Here is an 18,505-nt window from a genome sequence, read left to right as displayed (position 1 = left end):
ACGACGTCGCAATAATTTGGTCGATCGATCAGGAACGGTGACACAGACCACAACGGGGTGTCAACGAAAGATTTCGGTAGACTGCTGCGCGCGGCGGTGCCACTACGAGATTCGCATCCCGGTCTGCGCTCGACAGGAAACCGCGTGGCACGGTTGAGGATCCGCCGTGGACAGCGTCTCCGGCCGCCACCAGCGGGACATCAGCAACCGCACCAGCTAATCAATTGAGAGCGGTCGCATGTCCCCGTTCGACGGGGTTTCGCACTCCGCCAAGTTGACCGCAATGTTGTTCTACAAGGTAATCATCACCACGATTCAGGCTCGACCACCGCTACCCGGTCGGGTCGCGAGCAAATGTGAACCTGTGGTCAGCCAGGCCGTCCGCCGCGGCCTGGCGCCAACCCGTCACGCGCGCCGACGATTACCGGCGCCACCGCCTCACGCCAGACGGCCACGCACCATCGTCATAGGCTCAACGGTGGCGCGCCGACCCCCTTCAACCGCAACTTCAACCGCAACCAGACGGCACCCAGAACCTGATCACTTGATCAACTCTTGGGATCGCGCCGCGCGCCGATCCGCAACCGCCCGTTACTGCGTGTTGACTCGTGCGACGATCCGAACCGACGCGATCGGTCGACCTGCTGAGGAGAGTGGCATGACATCTGAGGAAACTGGGGGCGCGGCGGCAGCACCCGACGGCGTGGTGACCGTGGCCGAGACAGGTGCGGGGACCTACACCCAGCAGATCACCGCGGGGCGCCACCAACTCGTCGCTGACGAACCGGTTCCGGTTGGTGACGATGCCGGGCCCAACCCCTATGACCTGGTGCTGGCCGGCCTCGGTGCGTGCACATCGATGACGGTGCGAATGTACGCCAACCGCAAGGGCTGGGCTCTCGATAAAGTCCGAGTGGCGTTGCGGCACTCCCGCATTCATGCCAAAGACTGTGCCGACTGCGAGACCACCAAAGGCATGATCGACCACATCGATCGCGACATCGAGTTGATCGGCGACCTGGACGATACCCAGCGGGAACGACTCATGGGCATCGCCGAACGATGCCCGGTCCATCAGACCCTGACCTCGTCGGTCCACATCACCACCACCGAAGTTTCCTGATCTGAGTGCACCATCGAGCCGCCCAGGCGTAGTAAGGAAGCCATGACCGACAACTGGAACGACCAGATCATCGCCGAGTTCCGCGCCAACGGAGGCAAGGTCGGCGGACCGTTCGAGGGCGCGACCCTGCTTCTGCTGCACACCACCGGAGCCAAGAGCGGGAAGGAGCGCGTCAGCCCGGTGATGGCGTTCGACCTTGACGGAAAGCTCGCGATCGTCGGGTCTTACGCGGGCGCTGACGTCGACCCGGCGTGGTTGCACAATCTGCGGGCACATCCGGACGCGCACATCGAGATCGGCACCGACGCCTACGACGTGCATGCGCGCGAGATGCCGCGGGACGAGCGCGACGCCGCCTACCCCCGGATTGTCGAGAAGGCACCCGGCTTCGGCGAATACCAGACCAAGACCGACCGCGTCATCCCGGTGATCGAGTTGCAGCGCCGCTGACCCTCCGATCGTCGGTCCCGGTGAGCGGAACTGCGCTCCGGGAGTGCGATTCTTCACCCCTACCGTCGGTCCATGACATCACAGCCGACCATGCGTGCGATGGTGCTGGACGAGTTCGGCGGACCGGAGGTCCTGTACGCGGCATCTATCGACCGGCCAACGGCCGCTCCGGACGGAGTGGTCATCCATGTCGCGTACGCCGGGGTGAACCCGGCCGACTGGAAGAACCGCGAAGGGTGGCTGGCGCAGTTCTTCGAATACCGGTTTCCGTTTGTGCTGGGTTTCGACGCGGCCGGCGTGATCGCCGAAGTCGGTGAGGCAGTTTCCGACCTCGCCGTCGGCGACCGGGTGCTCACCGCATCGAACATGGGCCGCGGGGAGCGCGGCACCTATGCCGAGTACGTCGCATCCGACCGGGAACGAGTCGTCAAGCTGCCCGACTCGGTCGGTTTCGCCGAGGCCGCAGCGATTCCGACCGCAGGGTGCACCTGCTGGGAGGCGCTGTTCGACGTGGGCGGTGTCACCGAGGGCTCATCCGTATTGATCAACGGCGGCGCCGGCGGCATGGGCAGCTACGCGATCCAACTTGCCGCGATGGCAGGAGCGAAGGTCGCTGCGACGTGCGGACCGTCAAATCTGGACTATGTCCGCGCCCTGGGTGCCGACCTGGCCATCGACTACCGGCGCGGAGGCATCCGAGAGCAGGTGCGCGAGTGGGCACCTGACGGTGTCGACCTCGTGGTCGACACCGTCGGGCAGGGCACTCTGATCGACTCGATCGAGATGGTGCGACGGGGTGGGATCGTCACCCCGATCGCGACTCTGATCGCCAACGAGCCGATGCCCGACCCGGTTCGGGCAGCCGAGCTCGGCGTCTCGGTGGTCCCGACCATGTCGAACCATGCCAATCAAGAGCGCCAACTCAATTCGCTGGTCGACGCGCTCGCCGCCGGCCGCATCCGCGCCCCACATATCGAGATTCTTCAGCTGGCGGATGCCGCCGAGGCGCAACGGCGCATCGCCGGGGGTCACGTGCGAGGCAAGATCCTCCTCGAGGTCAATGCCCGCCTGATGCCCGCCTGAGCCCGCCTGCTCGCTAAGCCCGCTCCCCCGGCCAGTCCGGCGGGCGTTTCTCGATGAACGCCTGCACTCCCTCAAGGGCGCTCGGCTCCATCATGTTGCAGGCCATCGTCGCGCCGGCGTCCGCGTAAGCAGACTCGATGTCGACGTCGATCTGCCGGTAGAACAACGCCTTTCCCATGGCGACGGCAACGCGGGGCTTCGCCACGATGCTCGCGATCATGGTCTCGACCTCGTCGTCGAGACCATCGGCCGGCACCACCCTGTTCACCAGACCCAACGCCAGGGCCTGTTCGGCAGACACGAATTCGCCTGTCACCAGCATCTCGAACGCGGCCTTGCGCGGGACGTTGCGCGAGAGCGCCACTCCCGGGGTCGCGCAGAACAACCCGACGTTGACGCCGCTGACCGCGAATCGCGCGTCGGCGCTTGCCACGGCGAGATCACACATCGCGACAAGCTGGCACCCGGCTGCGGTCGCAAGGCCCTGGACCCGCGCGACCACCGGCACCGGCAACCGTTGGATCGACAGCATCACCTCGGTGCACTGGGCGAACAAGCGCTCGTAGTACTCCAGTGACGGTTCGGCCCGCATCTCCTTGAGGTCATGCCCGGCGCAGAACGCCTTACCGGACGCCCCGAGCACCACGGCACGCACCGAATCATCTTCGGCCAGCGCATCAATGGCCTCACCGAGCGCCGTCAGCATCGCCTCCGACAACGCGTTGAAGGCCTGCGGGCGGTTGAGCGTCAGCGTGACGACGCCCCGGCCGTCGCGTTCCTGAAGGAGCAGTGTCATGGCTCGATCAGCACCTTGAGGGCCTCGCGGTCGGCCATGGCGCGGTAGCCGTCGGGGGTTTCGTCGAGACCGATGGTGCGGTCGAAGACCCGGCCGGGTTCGATGACACCCTCGAGAACGTCCGGCATGAGTTCCTCGATATAGGCCCGTGCGGGCGCCACTCCCCCGGTCAGCGTGACATTGCGGAAGAAGGTTCCGAAACCCATTGGTACCTCGGTGTATTGGGATACCCCCAGTCGACTGACCCGGCCACCGGCGCGGACTGCGTCAAGCGCGGTGGCCAGCGACGGCTCGGTGCCGACGCATTCGATGACCGCGTGGGAACCGTCCCCGCCGGTCAGTTCGCGAATCTTCTCGACCGCTTCGTCGCCACGTTCGGCGACGACATCGGTGGCGCCGAATTCGCGTCCCAGATCGGTCCGCACGGTGTGGCGGCCGTTCAGGATGATCTGCTCCGCACCCAGCCGTTTGGCCGCCAGCACCGCGCACAAACCCACCGCGCCGTCACCGATGACCGTCACCGACGATCCCGGCCCCACCCCGGCGGTCACCACACCGTGATGGCCGGTGCAGAACACGTCGGACAACGTCAGCAGGGAGGCCATGAGCGCCGAATCCTCGGCCACCGGAAGCTTCACCAACGTGCCCTGCGCCTGCGGGACGCGCACGGCCTCGCCCTGGCCGGCGTCGACGCCCGGCGCGCCCCACCCGCCGCCGTGGCGGCACGACGTCTGCAAGCCCTCCTGGCAGAAGTCACACGTGTTGTCCGCCCAGACGAACGGGGCCACGACCAGATCACCGCGCCGAAGTCCGGAGACGTCGGCGCCGACGTCCTCGACGATGCCGATGAACTCGTGGCCCATGCGCCGGCCGCCGTCCTTGTGCGGCATCGACTGGTACGGCCACAGGTCACTGCCGCAGATGCAGGCACGGGTGACCCGCACGATGGCATCGGTGGCTTCCTTCAATTCTGCGTCGGGCACGTTCTCGACGCGCACGTCGCCGGCCCCATACATCACGGTTGCTCGCATGCTCGGTTCCTTCGCTCGTCCACAGGCCAGGTGAGTCTCAACGACTCGAGGCTAAGCCGGATGGTGTGCGCCGTGTGAGCACACTGGCGCTACGGCATCAGAAGTTCAGTCCCGAAAACATGATCCGGCCGGGATCGTACTTCTGCCGAGTAGCGGCCAGCCGGGAGGTGTTGGCACCGAAAAAGCGCGACGCGGGCTGGTTCGCTTCGAGATAGTTCACGTATCCGCCCACCGAATACGCGGCCACCGCTTGATGCGCGGTGTTGAGCCAACTGGCCGCTGCCGCCGGTGATCCGGAGGTCTCCACGTACCACTGAACCAATGCCGACTGCCGTCGCCACGGAAACGCCGTGTCCCCCGGCCCCACGGTGGCGAGGGCCCCGTCGAGCGCGTGCATGATCACCAACGGGCGACCGGCCCCGGCCGGGAAGGCGTTGAACGCCGCGGCGATCCCCTGGGCAACCGCCGGGGTGATCGACTGGAAGACATCGGATCCGCCGACATAACCGAGCGGCGAAGGGTTGAGGTTGTTGACGGCCAGGAATTGCACCAGGTCCAGGTAGTTGAACGTGTGTTTCTCTACGCTCATCGGTTGCAGCCCAACCGCTTTGGCGACCGCGGTCGCCGTGGCGTCACCGGAGCCGACCGGACTGGTCGCGAGGATGCGGCAGTGCGCGCCTCCCGGGTCGGTGATGGTGTCGGCCAGTGCCCAACTGCTGCGGTCGGCCGAACGGAGCCAGTTCTGCCAGCCGACCAAAACCTGCGCGAAAGCCTGCAACGGATAGTGAACGTTCACCGCATCCACCTCGCTGGTGGGGAAGGTGGCGAAGGTCAGCGCAGTTGTCACTCCGAAGTTGCCGCCACCTCCGCCGCGCAACGCCCAGAACAGGTCTGGATTCTGGTTGGCCGATGCGGTGACCGCCTTGCCGCCGGGCAGCACCACCGTCGCCGACACCAACTGATCAGACATCAGGCCCGCGCGGCGAGATTGGGCGCCGAGCCCGCCGCCGAGAGCGTGCCCGGCCGCGCCGACAGAGGGGCAGGTTCCCGTCGGGATGCCCCGCCCGGCGCCGGCGAGCGTCTGGTGAATCGCGTACAGCTGGGTCGCAGGCGTCACCGTGACATAACCGGTCCCGGCGTCGTAGCCGATGTCACCGGGCAATTGCCGCAGGTCCAGGACCATGGTGCCGTTTGCCGTCGATGCGCCCACGTAGGAATGCCCACCACCGCGGGGCGCAACCTTGAGGTTGTGGGTGGCGGCGAAGGCCATCGCCTTCTGCACGTCCTCCGCCGAACTCGGGGTGACGACCGCCGCCGGTGCCAGGCCGTTGAAGTTGGTGTTGAAAACCGCCTTGGCCGAGGCGAATTGACCACCGTTGTCCGGCAGGATCACCTGGCCTCTGATGGCGGCAGAGAGATCACCCCAACCCGAGGGGTCGGCACTGGCGCGGCTCGATCCGAAAACCGCACCGGCCGCCAACGCCCCGACGGCGCCGCGCAGGAACGTCTGACGCGAGACCCCGCGCGGTGACTCCCGCGGTTCCGTCATGTCCGCATTGTGAGCCACCTGGCATCAAAAACCGGCCTGTCGCAGGGCGTGTCGCGCCGGCGGTCCGGCAAACGACGAGATCGTCACCCTCCGACGCTACGATCGCCACCGCCGGGTGATTCGCCCGGTTCCGACCGCAGACCTGGAGGCCGGCGCCATGAGCGCACCGTCGAACCCGAACGTCATACCCGCCCACGCCGTGCTCCCCGGCCTCCCGCTCGACGACGAGGATCGCGCGACGCTCACTACCGAGATCTGGCGCATGCTGGTCACCGGCAACGACGACGTCGACGAGTTCCTCGAGATCTACGCCGACGACTACGAACTCACCGACGAGCAACTGACGGCTGCCTTCTCCGCCCTGCGCGAGGCGCGACTACGCCAGCAGGCCGAACTCGGCGACTACCAGTCGCGCACCCAGGCGGCCTTCGAGGAGCTCAACGCCAATGGCGTCGTCGCCGGTGCCGACTTCTCGTGCTGCGGCACCTGCGCGTCGGCCGAGATCGGTGACGAGCGCGACGACAGCCGCCACTGGACGGGCTTCATCTACTTCCACAACCAGGACACCGAACGCCTCGTCGAGGACGGCTCCACCTATGTCGGCTACGGCGCGTTCGCGCCGGAGAACTTCGACGAGGAGGCGTACAACCGGCTCAGCGATGAGTCCAAGGAGGACCTGTACTTCCGCGACGTGACCCAGATGCTCGACGACATCGTGTTTCCCATCGTGCGGCGCCACGGCATCGAACCCGAGTGGAACCGCGATCTGGGGACGCGGGTGCTGCTCACCAACGCCGACTGGTACGCACCGATCGAGGCCTGAGCCTCGTGACGGCTACGCCCGATCCTGTGCCAGCTCGGCCAGGTGCTTGAGCGAGTTGTCCAGGTGCTGCCGGTCGAACGGGGGGAACTCGATGTGTTCTCGAAGCGCGGGCGGCACCGCCGACCAGTCGTACGTCAGCGTCACCGTCGTCCGGTCGTCACCGACGGGCTCGAGGTCGTAACGCCAGATCCAGCCGCCGAACTCGAGGTTGGCGTCGTCAGCCCCTTGGCCCGGCAACCATGCGATCGCGCGGGGAGGATCGAAAACCTCGACCCGGTTGGCCATCTCGTAGTGCATGCCGCCGTAATTGTCGTGGTACATCGCCATCCGGAAGACCTGGCCCGTTTCGGTCAGTTGCTTGCCGTCGAGGGACTCCCGCACCCAGCCGGTGCCGTCGATCGCCTGATGGGTGGTCGGGTCGGCCAGTACCCCGAACACGGTGTCGGCCGGCGCGTTGATGGTGCACGCGGTGCTCATGGTGTCGTCAGTCATACCCGTACCGACTGAGTGCGGCGCACAAACTCATCGCGCAGTCTCAGTGCTGGCCGCCGCGAGGCCGAAAACCTTTACCGCGGCCGCCTTGCCCTTCAGTTCGTAAAACCCCCGGTCGGTGAGTCCGGGCGGGCGCACGTTCAATGCGTCGACGGTCGGCTGGGTCAGCAGGATCGAGTCACCGGTCGTCTTGGTGAGCTGCTCGACGCGTGCGGCGACATTGACGGCATCGCCGATCAGCGTGAATTCCAGCTTGCCTCCGCCACCGATGGTCCCGGCGATCACCACACCGGTGTTGATGCCGATCCCGATCCGAAGCTCACCACCGAATCCCTCACCGACAAGCCGATCAATCACCACAGCGGCGCTCACCGCCGCATCGGCATGACGCGCAAGGACATTCGGGGCACCGAAGACCGCGAGGGCACCGTCGCCGAGAAACTTGTTCACGTGCCCACCGGCGTCGACCACCGCGGGCACCACGATCGCGAACAGCGCGTTGAGCCGGGCAACGGTGTCCTCAGCACTGTTGGTCTCGGCGAACGGCGTGAAATCGCGGATGTCGACGAACAACACCGTCACATCCCGACGCTCACCGGTGAATATGTCGTCACCTTGCTCAAGCAGCCGCGCCGCCAAAGCCGGATCGACATAGGTCCCGAACGCGGCCTGAAGTCGTTGCCGCTCAGCCAAACCCGCCTGCATGCGGTTGAACGAGGCCGACAGCGCACCCAGGTCGTCGTCCTGGACTACGGGCAGGCGTTGGCCGTAGTCGCCGGCGGCCACGCGTTCAGTCCCCTCGGCGAGATCCCGGATCGGTCGCAGGAAGGGAGCGATCGCCATGACCGCGACCGGCCCGGCAATCAGCGTCAACGCACACCCGATCGCCAGGGAGACGAGGGGGTCCTCACGGGCGCGGTCGATCACCGACGCCATGATGGCGGCACCGGTGGAGAATCCGAACGCCATCGCGAGCATGGTGAGGTGGGACCACGCGGCAAAAGTCGGGTGAGAGCGCGGCAGGGAATCGCCGATTCCCGTGTCACCGGCGACGGCTGTCCTGGCCGGCCTGAGCGACCCCTCAGTGAAGCTGTGCACACCGAACAGTCCCGTGGCCGCGCCGTACGCGGCACCGACAATCCCATACTGGACCAGCCGCCACCCCGTCGCGCCGGCGAGCGTTGCGACCACGACCGCGACGCACGGCGCCCAGGCCACATCGGTTGCCAGCACCCGGGCAGTCGTCCGCCGCGCGTAGGTGTAGGTGGCGCGCAGCGCGTCCATCGGATCGACCTCGCGGCCCGCCGCCCAGTTTTCGATCAGCCGCAACGACTTCGAGCCGGGAAGTACCAGCAGGTAGGCCCGCACCAGCATGGCGACACCGGTGATGACGGCCGCCTCCAGGTAAATATCGGATCCCTCGAAGGCGACGATGATCAACGGGAAGGCGAGGTGGACCGACAGCCCGGCCAGGTAGACCAGTACGCAGATCGCCCAGGAATACACCGGCCCATACCGATCCCACACCCACTGAAAGATCCGGTCCATGCCGAAACGAAACACCCCCGGCCTGGTGGCCGGGGGTGTTTCGTACTACTTCTCGTGAGCTGCTTCTAGTGGGCGTGGCCGTGATGGCCGTGCCCGTGGTCCTCGTCCTCGGCAGGCTTGTCCACGACGGCCGTCTCGGTCGTCAGGATCATGCGCGCCACGGATGCGGCGTTGAGCACCGCGGAGCGGGTCACCTTGGCCGGGTCCACGATGCCCTCGGCGACCAGGTCACCGTAGGACAGGGTGGCGGCGTTGAAGCCCTGGCCGTTGGCCAGCTCGCTGACCTTGTTCACCACGACCGAGCCGTCCAGGCCGGCGTTGGTGGCGATCCAGTACAGCGGGGCCGACAGCGCCGAGGAGAACACCTCGACACCGAGGGCCTCGTCACCGTTGACCTCGCCGCGCAGCTTGTCGAGGGCAGAGCGAGCCTGCACGAGTGCGGAGCCACCACCGGTGACGATGCCCTCCTCGACGGCAGCCTTGGCCGCCGCGACGGCGTCCTCGACGGCTTCCTTGCGCTTCTTCAGGTCGGTCTCGGTGGCCGCGCCGACCTTGATCACCGCGACGCCGCCGGACAGCTTGGCCAGCCGCTCCTGCAGCTTCTCCCGATCCCAGTCCGAATCGGTGGTCTCGATCTCGGCCTTGAGCTGCTTGACCCGATCGGCGACCGCGTCGGCAGAACCGCCGCCGTCGACGAGCACGGTGCTGTCCTTGGTGACCACCACGCGCCGGGCGGAGCCCAGGATGTCCAGGCCGGCCTCACGCAGCACCAGGCCCACGTCGGGGTTGACGACCTGGCCACCGGTGACGATCGCCAGATCGTCGAGGAACGCCTTGCGGCGATCGCCGAAGAACGGCGCCTTGACGGCGACGGCCTTGAGCGTCTTACGGATGGCGTTGACCACCAGCGTGGACAGGGCCTCGCCTTCGACGTCCTCGGCGATGATCAGCAGCGGCTTGCCTGCCTCGGCGACCTTCTCCAGCAGCGGCAGCAGGTCGGGCAGGGAGCTGACCTTGTCGCGGTGCAGCAGCACCAGCGCGTCTTCGAGGACCGCTTCCTGAGAATCGAAGTCGGTGACGAAGTAGGCCGAGATGAAGCCCTTGTCGAAGCCGACGCCCTCGGTGACCTCGAGCTCGGTGTTCAGCGTCGAGGACTCCTCGATGGTGACCACACCGTCGTGACCGACCTTGGTCATGGCCTCGCCGACCAGCTCGCCGATCTGCTCGTCGCGCGAGGACACGGTGGCGACCTGGGCGATGGCCTTTTTGTCGTTGACCGGGATGGCCGCGGCCAGCAGGGCCTCGGACACCGCGTCGGCGGCCTTGCCGATACCCAGACCCAGCGCGATCGGGTTGGCACCGGCGGCGACGTTGCGCAGGCCGGCCTTGACCAGCGCCTGTGCCAGCACGGTGGCGGTGGTGGTGCCGTCGCCTGCGACGTCGTTGGTCTTGGTGGCCACCGACTTCACCAGCTGGGCGCCGAGGTTCTCGAACGGGTCTTCCAAGTCGATCTCGCGCGCGATGGTCACACCGTCATTGGTGACCTGCGGTCCACCGAAAGCCTTGGCGAGCACCACGTTCCGACCGCGCGGACCCAGAGTCACCTTGACCGCGTCGGCGAGCTTGTCGACACCGGATTCCATCGCCCGGCGCGCAGTCTCGTTGAACTCAATCTGCTTGCTCATAGATGTCTTTCTGCTTGAGAACGCATACCGCCCCGGATATCGCCCGCAATGAACACGGGGATCTCCGGGGCGGTTACACGAGGTCCTTTACGGAACTACTTGGCGACGACAGCCAGCACGTCGCGCGCGGAGAGGATCAGGTACTCCTCGCCGTTGTACTTGATCTCGGTGCCGCCGTACTTGCTGTAGATGACGGTGTCGCCCTCGGCAACGTCCAGGGGGATCCGCTTCTCGCCATCCTCATCCCAGCGGCCGGGGCCAACTGCGACGACGGTGCCTTCTTGCGGCTTTTCCTTGGCGGTGTCGGGGATGACCAGACCGGAAGCGGTCGTGGTCTCGGCCGCATTGGCCTGAACGAGGATCTTGTCCTCGAGTGGCTTGATGTTGACTGCCACGATGGAAGCCCTCCACTTGTTCGGGTATCGAGTCCCGGTGTGCTCCGGGGCCCTCGGGGTTAACCAGGTGTTCGGCATGCGTCCGTGCCCTCGCTCCGTCGTCGCGGGTGCCGGCGCTGGGGTAGGCCGCGTGCCACCTAGCACTCTATACATGCGAGTGCTAGCACTCAAGGGTGGGTTGTGCGCCGCCCGCGAACTCATCCGTGGGCTGAAACCCTGTCAAAAAGATGGAGTCAGTGAACGGTGCTATACTCGAACACATGTTCGAAGTTAGTTGGAACATCGACCCCGACGCCACGGAGGCGGCGTTGATCGACCAGCTAGCTGCGATGACCCGCGCGACCGCCGGCATTGCCGCGGCACAGGCCAGAGTGACGACGATGCTGGAAGCCAAGCGCCTCGCCCGTAAGGCCGCTGAGGGTGTGCCTGCCGCCAGACGCGCTCAAGGGCTGGCATCCGAGGTGGGGCTGGCCCGCAAGTCCTCCCCTTGGCACGGGGCCAAGTATCTGAAGATGTCCAGGATCCTGGTCGACGACATGCCCTACACGCTCGCGGCTCTGCAGTCCGGCGTGCTTACCGAAGACCGGGCGATGATCATCGCGGACCAGGCCGCCTGCCTCTCACCAGCAGATCGACAGGCGATGGACGCCGAACTGTGCGCGGATCCTGCCGTGCTCGATGGTCTGGGGGACAAAAAGGTTGAGGCTGAGGCCGGGCGGGTGGCTTTTCGGCTCGACCACGACGCGGTGATGGCGCGCATCAGCCGCCATCAGTGCGATCGCGCTGTCACGCTGCGTCCGGCCCCGCACGGCATGGCGTACGTGACGGCGCTGCTGACCTCCGCAGAAGGCGTTACGGCCTATCAAGCGCTGCAGGCGGAGGCCGCCGCCGCCGGGGCCGCCTCGATCGCCGCCGGAGGTGGATGCCAGGGGCGAGGCCCGTTGATGGCCGATGCCTTCTACCGACGGGTCACCGGGCGTGAGGTCGAAGCCGCGGTCCCGGTCGCGCTCAACCTGGTGGTCTCCGACGAGAGCTTGTTGGCCCAGGGTTCCGAATCGGCGGTGCTGCAGGGATACGGCCCCATCCCGGCAGAGGTGGCCCGACAGATGGCCTTGGCGGCGCTGCTGGACCCCCAGGCCGAGGCCGCGGTGCGCAAGCTCTACGCCGATCCGGCCACCGGCAACCTGGTCGCCATGGAGTCCACCGCCCGGGCGTTCCCCAAGGGGCTGCGCTGGCTGATCGCCATGCGTGACCAAAAGTGCCGCACGCCGTATTGCGACGCCCCCATCCGGCACATCGACCACATCACCCGGCACGCCGACGGTGGCGCGACCACCTCCGTCAACGGGCAAGGGCTTTGCGAACGCTGCAATTACGCAAAGGAAAGCCCCGGGTGGCAGACCGCGACCACCTACGACGGTTACGGCCGGCACACCACAGAACTCACCACGCCGACCGGCCGGACCTATCGAAGTACCGCCCCGCCGCTACCCACCGGCGCCCGGGTGTTCGCCAGCGACATCCACGTCGTGCGCATTCACGCTGCCGCCTGACCGGTCGACCCGGTCCAGCTCTTCATCCCGCGGCCGACCGCCCGGCATCCGCGCCGCCATGGCCACCAGCCCGTAGGCCACCGCGAACCGGTGCCCCAGCTGACCTGCCACATTTCCGCGTCCCACACTCACGTGGTGGCCTAGCTGTTCGCTGACCGCACGGACCAGCTCGTCGTCACTGGCGCCGCCTCCGACGAGCAGCACCCCGGTCACTCCGGGTGCCGCCTGCTCGATGCCCCGCATCACGTTGCCGCCGATCACCTGCCGTTTGGCGGCCAGGCGCCAACTGCGCCACTCGGCCCCCGACAGCCGGGACGTGAAGGGCAGCCAACCACTGGGGGCCGCCGTCAGCAGCCATCCGCTGCACCGCCCACTGACCGGAGTGTCCAAGAACTGCCGCCGGCCGTGTTCGTCCTCGATGAGCTGAACGGTGACGGCCGTGACCGCCTCGGCGCGTTTGGCGTATTCGGCGGCGCTTCGGGAGATGTCCAGTGCGGTGGCCGTCGCCGCCGTCAGCAGCTGTCCTGCCCCCGGCAACACGATGCGGGACCCGTCGGACACGACGTCGACGGTGCCACCGCCGACGTCCACAACGACGACGTCAGGGGTGATCCCGGGAGTGGTGAGGGCGCCGACGCGGGCTGCCGCGGCCTCCGAGTCGACGCGCGTCACCGGTACGCCCAGCGCCCCGGCCAGCTCGTCGGCTCCCGCCGGCGGCTCCTGCGCCCCGGCCATGTTCGCCACCACCAGACTGTCCACGGCGACCGATCCTCGGCGTGAATTGGCCTGCGCCGCGATATCGGCAAGGCGGACCACGTGGGCACGCTCCCCCGCCGGCTGGGCCACCGGCGCGGAAACCGCAGGCTCGGCATCGCCGAGAGTGACCACCGCGCACGCACTGTCGAAGAGCTGATCGGCGATCACCCGCGCATCCACCCGCTCGGCATCGCTGAGGCCGAACACGTCGGCGAGCCAGAAGGGATCGGTGAGCCGTTGCAGAGGCGCGACGCCCTGGCGCACTTCGACCGCGACGCGGGCTGCCGAGAGCAGTGCCGTGACGTCGACATCATCGACGACAGGCAGTGCCGCGCTCAGCCGATTCGACACCAGCACGGCCTCATCGTTGGCCGTCAGCACCGCCGTGACGTTGCACCCTTGGGCCACCGCGTCATTCACCCGCAGCGCGACCTCGCGGTAACCCCACTGCGCCGCCGCGCAGGCGACGACCGGGCAACCGGGCTCGACGTCATCGAGGCACTCGACCGGAACCGGCTGCCCCACACCGACCGCATCGCCTGCGGTGGTGGCAGCCGACCGGGTGACGATCGTGAGCCTGCCTGTCCGCTGCGTCTCCAGTTGGACCTGTTCGACCGTCGACCGAACGGGCGGGGTCGGAGCGAACGCGGCCTGCTCGATCACCAGCCCGTGCGCCTCGGCCAGCCGCCTCACCAGTTGAGCAGCGCCCTGCACCGCCCGCGGCGAACCTTTGCCACCACGGGTCGGGGTGCGGGCACTGGCCAGCACCACGAGTTCGTCGACCATCCGGCAGAGCACCACTTCGGTGGTGGAGTTGCCGATGTCGACACCGGCCCAGACGGTCACCGCAGCAGGCCGCGCCGCTGATAGGCCGTGGCCGCCTCCCGGACGAGTGCCGCACACGTCGGCGCGTCGCGGTCCGCGAGGCGCTGCGCCAATTCCTCGAGCTCGGCGAAGCTCGACCGGTGAGGCCGCAACGCCTCGTAGGCGGACAGCATCTCCTCAGAGGTGAGTGCGGTCATCTCAGCGGCCCGCCGCAGGTTCATCGCCAATTGCGCAGAGCCCGAGCGCTGCGCGGTATCCGCTTGTGCCAGCAAGGTTTCCCGGCTCACCCGAATGTCGTCGAGCACCAGGTCGCCGTTGCGGGCAGCCTCGACCGTCACCTCGGCGAGGCTGCGGCCCGAGTGGGCGGTGATCGTCATCGCTTGAGCTCCAATTCCATGTTCACGCCGCGATCGTCGCGATCGCATTCGGATCGCTCGATGGCCACCATCGAGACCACCCTGGTGTGGTACCGGGCGGTGATCGCCTCGTCGGTGTACGCGTTGCGCATCGGGGCAGGTGTCGCGCCCTTGGCGTGCCTGCCGGCGTTGATACCGATCAGCCGGTACATCTCCGGCGTGATCAGCGGTGCGACACTGAGCAATTCGAGATTGGCCAGCGGCGGAAGATCGCGACGGTGGATCAGCGTGGTGCCCTTGGCCTGCAGCCCGACACCGATTCCGGATCCGGACAGCCGGGCCGCGGATTTGCCGATCACCCCGAGATCCACGGAATCGGCGATCCGGACCAGGCGCGGCACGCACTGCTCCTCCTCCAGCCCGGCCAGGATCTGCTCCAGCGCGTCGTAGACGACCATGCCCGACAGGGTGCGAAACAGCTTGACCCCGAACGCCGGAGACACCCCGATGACGACCTCACGGGGATCGTCGCCCACCCCCGCGGGGCCGCGCACGACCAGCCGATCAGGATCGGCGAAGGTCGCCTGCTCCTTGACAAGGTCGGTCACCGACCGCGCCTGCCGCACCGCGTCGATCTGGGCCTGGCGCTCCGCCGTCGGCCGGTATCCGGTGCCGGGGCCGCGGTAGTCGTTCGGATCCTGCAGGGCCGAGAGCACATTCATCTGCTCGTCGAAGATCGCCGCGGTCTGCAGATAGTCGCCGGTCACACGGGCCTTGGCCATCCCCAGGACCCGCTCGGCGATATCGGTGAACCCCGTCTCGGCGAGCGCGGCGACGATGTCGAGCACCGTCAGGCCCGACTGCTCGATCATCCGGGCGGCGCTGAGCACCTTCACCCCGTCGGTGTCGGGTAGATCCTTGGAACCTTCCGCCCCGACAACGGCTTCCACATGGTCATCGTCGAAATCGGCGAGCCCCAGATATTCGAACACCGCCCGGGTGGCCTCGGCGGCCTGACGGCGCATGGCTTCCAGGGTGGTCGGGTCCACCGACCGCAGCCCGCCGTCGACACCCCAGTCGCGCTGCATCACCAGATAGTCGTCGAGGTCGGCGGCATTGAAGTTGGACGGGCCGAACATGTTGTCGTAGGCCACCACCGAGCCGAATCCGGAGAAGATGAAATCCGACCCCGACAGCAGCACCGGCAAGGTCCGGCTGGTTCGGCGCATCGTCGACTCGGACACCAGCGAGTCGTTTCCGCTGCAGGATTCGAGCCCGCGCAGCATGACCATCAGGTTCTCGGCGATGAGTTCGCGGACACCGCCCGGCACCGACGCGGTGATCGAGGCGCCGTCGATGCCGCCGTTCTGAACGCCCTGTGCCCCAATGCCTTTGGCCAGTGCGACGCAGCGCGACTCCAGGTAGTTCATCGACTTGCGCTCGGCCTGCCCCATCAGCACCTCTGAGCCCGCCCCGCTGGACAGCCGCATCTTGATACCGCGAGAGGCGTAGGACGAGGTGAGAAACGCCTTCGACCACGGGGTGTCGTCACCGTCGGTGAACACCTGCTCGGTGCCGTACACCGACACCGTCTCGGCATAGGACACCAGCCCGCGCACCCCGAGTTCCAGCTCGCGGGCCTCCTCGACGGAGCACTGCGTCAGCGCCCCAGGAGCGGGCACCTGGGAACCGATCAGCAGACCCACCGCGACGGCCGGGGCGTCGTCGAGCACCGGGACCGTGGCTTCCAGTTCGCGGAACCCGTAGACGACGGCGGTGGCGGCGTCGGCCGCGATGAGCAGGGGGTCGTCGAGGCGGTTGGTGACATGCGCCTGGTTCGCGGGCGTGCGGCGGGCACGCATCTTCATCATCGCCATCTGGATCTCGACGGGCTGGAGGATGGCGACCACCCGGGCCATCTTGGCCGGGGTCAGTCCACCGCAGACGCGCAGCACCTCCTCGCGCGGCACAGCCGAGTCGACGATCATCCGGGCCAACTCGACCTCGCTCATCGCCATCGACCGCGGTGCCTCCGCCGGGTCGACGGCGTAGCGGACGATGAACTCGTCGATGGTGTCGAAGTCGGCGGCGGCCTTCGAATCCATCTCCAGCACGGTGCCGTCGTCGGCCACCTTCCAGGACGGTTCCGGGTCGTGGGGCGACAGGTGCGAGATCATGCCCAGCTCGGGGTCCGCCTGGGCGAATCCGTCCAAGTTGACGCGCTGCTCATCCAGCAGCCGGATGCGCCCCAGCCGGTGATCCTGCTCGGTGTCGCTGCTGTCCGGGTTCATGGCGGTCGTCGTACCTCTCTGTCGCGTGACCGGCCAAGCATCAACTGAATGCCGCGGCGGAAACAACGTCCGCTCGGCACCTTCCAACAATGTGTGTGACACCGGCGGGGCCGATGTGAACTGGCTTACAACAAGGTGTTGGAAAGTGATCGACTGCGCTGGCGGAGCGGCCCGTGGTTCTCGCAAACTTGCCCCGGACTTCACCCGGCCGCCACCTGCGACCGGCAGTTAGGAGGAATCAACCCATGACCGAGGTTGTCAACGCGGACCACCAGCCCGCACCTGATACGTCATCGGCCGGCCGTCCGGCCAAACTGCGTGGGCACCTCGGCGTGCCCGCCATCGTGTTGATGGTCGTGGCCGCGTCGGCGCCGCTGTCGACCATCGGCGGCAACGTGCCGATCGCGATGGCGTTGGGCAACACCACCGGCATCCCGGTCGCCTTCATCGTCGCGGGCGTCATCTTCGGACTGTTCGCGGCCAGCTTCGTCGCGATGTCGAAGTACGTCACCGACGCCGGCGCCTTCTACGCCTACATCCGTGAGTCGCTGGGCCGGGCGGCCGGTACCGGTGCGGCCGTCCTCGCGCTCCCCGCCTACATGGCGACCCTGATCGCCGTGTCCGCCTACGACGGCGTCATCCTCAACGAGCTGATCACGCGCTTCGGTGGCCCCGATGTCCCATGGTGGCTGCTGACCGGGCTGGTGCTGGCGGCCGTCGCCTGGCTCGGCTACCGCGACATCGATCTGAGCGCCAAGGTGCTCGGTGTCTTCCTGGTGTCCGAGGTCGCGATCCTCATGGTGGTGGATCTGGTCATCGTGGTGCGCGGCGGTGAGCACGGCCTCACCGGCGACTCGTTCACGCCGCAGGGCATCGCCGGCGGCTTCGGCATCGCGCTGCTGTACGCGCTGTGGGGGTTCGTCGGTGTCGAGGCGACCGCGGTCTTCCGGGACGAGGCAAGGGATCCCGATCGCACGGTGCCCCGGGCCACCTACTGGGCGGTGGGTATCGTCGCCGTCTTCTACGCCTTCACCAGCTGGGCCCTCGTCGAGGGCAACGGCGGGCACGACGCCATCAAGCTGGCCACCGACGACCCCGACAACTTCATGGTGAACACCGCGGGCAAGTACCTCGGCATGGTCGGACGCGATCTGAACACCATCCTGTGGTCGGTCAGCGTCTTCGCGTGTGCCCTGGCCTTCCACAACATCGCGTCGCGGTACGCGTTCGTGCTGGGGCAGAGCGGTGTCTTCCCGAAGAAGGTCGGCGAGGTGCACGAGCGTCACGGCTCCCCGTCGAACGCCTCGCTGGTCATCACCGTGGCCTCGTTTGTGGTGATGGGTGTCTGCGCCGCGCTGCAGCTGGACCCGGTGTTGCAGATCTTCGGGCCGGGCGGTGGCCTGGGCATCCTGGCGCTGGCACTGCTGTGGCTGCTGACCACGATCTCGGTGGTGATCTTCTTCGTCCGGCGCGGCAACTCGACCGGGAAGGTGGTGCTGGCCTCGTTCGCCACGCTGGCCCTGGCGGCGGCCCTGGTGCTGGTGGTGTCCAACCTGACCCTGGTGGTCGGTGGCACGCCCACCCTGGCGGCGATCTTCGGTGTGATGCCGCTGGTGTTCTTCGGAGTCGGCATGCTGCTGAGCCGACGGTCCACCGGGGAGTTGGCCTCGATATCGTCGGTCGGCTGAACAAACCCCGGCGTCGGTGGCCACCTGCCGAGCGGGTGGTCACCGGCGCGACTGGTCGCTG

General features: G+C 67.3%; 16 protein-coding genes. 6 read left to right on the top strand and 10 right to left on the bottom strand.

Going from position 1 to position 18,505, the window contains the following annotated elements; all coding sequences use genetic code 11:
* Positions 1-658 precede the first annotated feature (658 nt).
* From QQ25_RS08550 to QQ25_RS08540, 3 genes are all read left to right on the top strand, one after another.
* Positions 659-1,123, top strand: a complete 465-nt coding sequence (locus tag QQ25_RS08550; protein WP_039378233.1) for an OsmC family protein — start codon at positions 659-661, stop codon at positions 1,121-1,123.
* Positions 1,124-1,165: 42 nt separating this feature from the next.
* Positions 1,166-1,573, top strand: a complete 408-nt coding sequence (locus QQ25_RS08545) for a nitroreductase family deazaflavin-dependent oxidoreductase (protein ID WP_039378232.1) — start codon at positions 1,166-1,168, stop codon at positions 1,571-1,573.
* Between the two features lie 72 nt (positions 1,574-1,645).
* Positions 1,646-2,656 (top strand): NADP-dependent oxidoreductase, encoded by a 1,011-nt coding sequence (locus tag QQ25_RS08540; RefSeq protein ID WP_234711878.1) that lies wholly within the window; start codon positions 1,646-1,648, stop codon positions 2,654-2,656.
* A gap of 13 nt (positions 2,657-2,669) precedes the next feature.
* Here QQ25_RS08540 and QQ25_RS08535 read toward each other — a convergent pair whose 3' ends face one another.
* From QQ25_RS08535 to QQ25_RS08525, 3 genes are all read right to left on the bottom strand, one after another.
* On the bottom strand, positions 2,670-3,452 hold the full coding sequence (locus QQ25_RS08535) for an enoyl-CoA hydratase (protein WP_039317114.1): 783 nt from the start codon (positions 3,450-3,452) through the stop codon (positions 2,670-2,672).
* A complete protein-coding gene (locus QQ25_RS08530) occupies positions 3,449-4,483 on the bottom strand; it encodes a zinc-binding dehydrogenase (protein WP_039378231.1) in 1,035 nt (344 codons plus the stop codon). The genes QQ25_RS08535 and QQ25_RS08530 overlap by 4 nt, the downstream gene beginning before the upstream one ends.
* Positions 4,484-4,580: 97 nt before the next feature.
* Positions 4,581-6,032 carry an FAD-dependent oxidoreductase gene (locus QQ25_RS08525; RefSeq protein WP_039378228.1) on the bottom strand — a complete coding sequence of 484 codons (1,452 nt, stop codon included), beginning with the start codon at positions 6,030-6,032 and terminating at the stop codon, positions 4,581-4,583.
* Between the two features lie 157 nt (positions 6,033-6,189).
* Here QQ25_RS08525 and QQ25_RS08520 point away from each other — a divergent pair, with 157 nt between their 5' ends.
* Positions 6,190-6,855 (top strand): DUF6891 domain-containing protein, encoded by a 666-nt coding sequence (locus QQ25_RS08520; protein WP_039378643.1) that lies wholly within the window; start codon positions 6,190-6,192, stop codon positions 6,853-6,855.
* 12 nt (positions 6,856-6,867) lie between these two features.
* Here the strand turns inward: QQ25_RS08520 and QQ25_RS08515 are convergent, their stop codons facing one another.
* The 4 genes from QQ25_RS08515 to groES form a co-directional block, all read right to left on the bottom strand.
* Positions 6,868-7,347, bottom strand: a complete 480-nt coding sequence (locus QQ25_RS08515; protein ID WP_039378227.1) for an SRPBCC family protein — start codon at positions 7,345-7,347, stop codon at positions 6,868-6,870.
* Positions 7,348-7,377: 30 nt separating this feature from the next.
* Positions 7,378-8,895 carry an adenylate/guanylate cyclase domain-containing protein gene (locus QQ25_RS08510; RefSeq protein WP_039378225.1) on the bottom strand — a complete coding sequence of 506 codons (1,518 nt, stop codon included), beginning with the start codon at positions 8,893-8,895 and terminating at the stop codon, positions 7,378-7,380.
* Between the two features lie 65 nt (positions 8,896-8,960).
* Positions 8,961-10,580, bottom strand: a complete 1,620-nt coding sequence (groL, locus tag QQ25_RS08505; RefSeq protein WP_039378224.1) for a chaperonin GroEL — start codon at positions 10,578-10,580, stop codon at positions 8,961-8,963.
* 95 nt (positions 10,581-10,675) lie between these two features.
* Positions 10,676-10,978, bottom strand: coding sequence for a co-chaperone GroES (gene groES / locus QQ25_RS08500; RefSeq protein ID WP_036390082.1), 303 nt, complete (start codon positions 10,976-10,978; stop codon positions 10,676-10,678).
* Positions 10,979-11,235: 257 nt separating this feature from the next.
* Here groES and QQ25_RS08495 point away from each other — a divergent pair, with 257 nt between their 5' ends.
* Entirely contained in the window at positions 11,236-12,528 is a 1,293-nt protein-coding gene (locus tag QQ25_RS08495; protein WP_082017458.1) for an HNH endonuclease signature motif containing protein, read from the top strand.
* Here the strand turns inward: QQ25_RS08495 and QQ25_RS08490 are convergent.
* Genes QQ25_RS08490 through QQ25_RS08480 form a run of 3 tightly spaced genes read right to left on the bottom strand, consistent with a single transcriptional unit; the run spans position 12,463 to position 16,756 of the window.
* Positions 12,463-14,130, bottom strand: a complete 1,668-nt coding sequence (locus tag QQ25_RS08490; protein ID WP_082017457.1) for a diol dehydratase reactivase ATPase-like domain-containing protein — start codon at positions 14,128-14,130, stop codon at positions 12,463-12,465. The genes QQ25_RS08495 and QQ25_RS08490 overlap by 66 nt on opposite strands.
* Complete coding sequence (locus QQ25_RS08485; RefSeq protein WP_039317108.1) at positions 14,127-14,486, bottom strand: diol dehydratase small subunit; 360 nt, start codon at positions 14,484-14,486, stop codon at positions 14,127-14,129. The genes QQ25_RS08490 and QQ25_RS08485 overlap by 4 nt, the downstream gene beginning before the upstream one ends.
* Complete coding sequence (locus QQ25_RS08480) at positions 14,483-16,756, bottom strand: propanediol/glycerol family dehydratase large subunit (protein WP_052235711.1); 2,274 nt, start codon at positions 16,754-16,756, stop codon at positions 14,483-14,485. The genes QQ25_RS08485 and QQ25_RS08480 overlap by 4 nt, the downstream gene beginning before the upstream one ends.
* 245 nt (positions 16,757-17,001) lie before the next feature.
* Here QQ25_RS08480 and QQ25_RS08475 point away from each other — a divergent pair, with 245 nt between their 5' ends.
* Positions 17,002-18,444, top strand: a complete 1,443-nt coding sequence (locus QQ25_RS08475) for an APC family permease (RefSeq protein ID WP_039378222.1) — start codon at positions 17,002-17,004, stop codon at positions 18,442-18,444.
* The last annotated feature ends 61 nt before the right edge of the window (positions 18,445-18,505 follow it).

The sequence above is a fragment of the Mycolicibacterium setense genome (genome assembly GCF_000805385.1).
Taxonomy (GTDB): Bacteria; Actinomycetota; Actinomycetes; order Mycobacteriales; family Mycobacteriaceae; genus Mycobacterium; species Mycobacterium setense.
The sequence above is the reverse complement of the archived record's forward strand: the minus strand, read 5'-3'. Positions and strand labels throughout refer to the sequence as shown.